This is a genomic window from Tropicimonas aquimaris, assembly GCF_042676185.1.
GTDB lineage: Bacteria > Pseudomonadota > Alphaproteobacteria > Rhodobacterales > Rhodobacteraceae > Tropicimonas > Tropicimonas aquimaris.
The window spans coordinates 1-1,313 of the sequence record NZ_JBHTJT010000018.1 but is presented as its reverse complement, the minus strand read 5'-3'; the positions used below and the strand labels follow the sequence as shown (position 1 = coordinate 1,313).

General features: G+C 64.7%; 1 protein-coding gene. It reads right to left on the bottom strand.

The window, feature by feature from the left end; translation table 11 throughout:
* Window positions 1-1,313, bottom strand: a 1,313-nt coding sequence (locus ACFQ2S_RS11830) for an NAD-dependent epimerase/dehydratase family protein (RefSeq protein WP_386074687.1), incomplete at both ends; no start/stop codon positions are given.

Sequence of the window (1,313 nt, the reverse complement as noted above, 5' to 3'; positions counted from 1 at the left end):
CGTCACCGCCAAGTCCATGCCGGGAAATCAGCTCGAGCGCGTGATCGCGGGAGTGCTTCAGCAAATCCTCTGAATAGGAAGAGAAATAGAGGTAGTCCGAGCCGAACATCTCTTGCGGCGGCAGCGTCTCCAGGAGCTGCAACAGCGCGCATTCGGGGCAGAAGGCGGCCCGCAGCGGATGCATTCCGACCTGGCGGCCGACGCCCGAGGCATCGAGAAGCCCGTCCGATCGCGGCATCAGCCCGAGGTCCACCACAGGCACCAGCCCATTGTTCCCGCAGGACACGCATGCCGTCTCGGCCGCGCGCTCGGCAAATCGCTCGGTCGCTGCGGCCTCAGGTGCGGTGTGGCGAAGGTCTTCGCCGATGATGCCTTCCGTGGTCAGTTTCCGGAGGTGCGCGATCCTCTGATAGGGCACGCCTTCGAAATCCTCCCGCGTCAGCCCGGCCGCAAGGCAGGCGGTATAGACCTCTTCGGCGCCCTTGACGGCATCCCACTGAGGTTCGAACCACGGCATCGCCTGGCGGATCTTGTCGCAAGAGACGCGATAGCACCGCAAATCCGGGCCAGCATCCTCCGCATAGGCGATCCGGGCATTGGGGACCACATCGGCGACGATCTCGGCCAGTTCGGATATGCGGTAATTGTGCGCGGTCACGCCGACGTTGAAGGCCTCATTGCGGATGTCGTCCTCGTCCGCCTCCAGCGTTGCGCAGAACGCCCGTGCGATGTCCTCGATATGGACGATCGGCCTCCAGGGCGTGCCGTCGGACTTCATGAAGATCTCGCCGGCGGTCACGGCATGGGCCACCAGGTTGTTCAGAACCAGGTCGAACCGAAGCCGTGGCGAGACGCCGTAAGCGGTGGCACTGCGCAGGAAGGTGGGGCAGAACCGGTCGTCGGCCAGCTTTGCCAGATCCTGCTCGGATCGAACTTTCGAAACGCCATAGGGCGTTACCGGATTGAACGCCGCTGTCTCGTCCAGCATGTCGTCGCCAGCCGCGCCGTAGTTGCTGCAAGAGGAGGAGAAGACAAACCGACGGACACCGGCTGCGCGGGCCGCCTCGGCCACCCGCATGGTGCCAGCATGGTTGATGTCGTAGGTGGCCTCGGGGCGGAAATTGCCGAGCGGATCGTTCGAGAGCGCGGCAAGGTGCAGAACCGCGTCGATGCCGATGAAGTCCTCCGGCGTCACGTCCCGAATGTCCTTGCGCAGGGTCGGCACCGATGGGACCGAGCCGCCGGGGGGGAAGGTGCAGCGCTCGAAAATGTCGCTGTCGAGGCCAAAGACACGGTGCCCCCTGGCTTCGAGC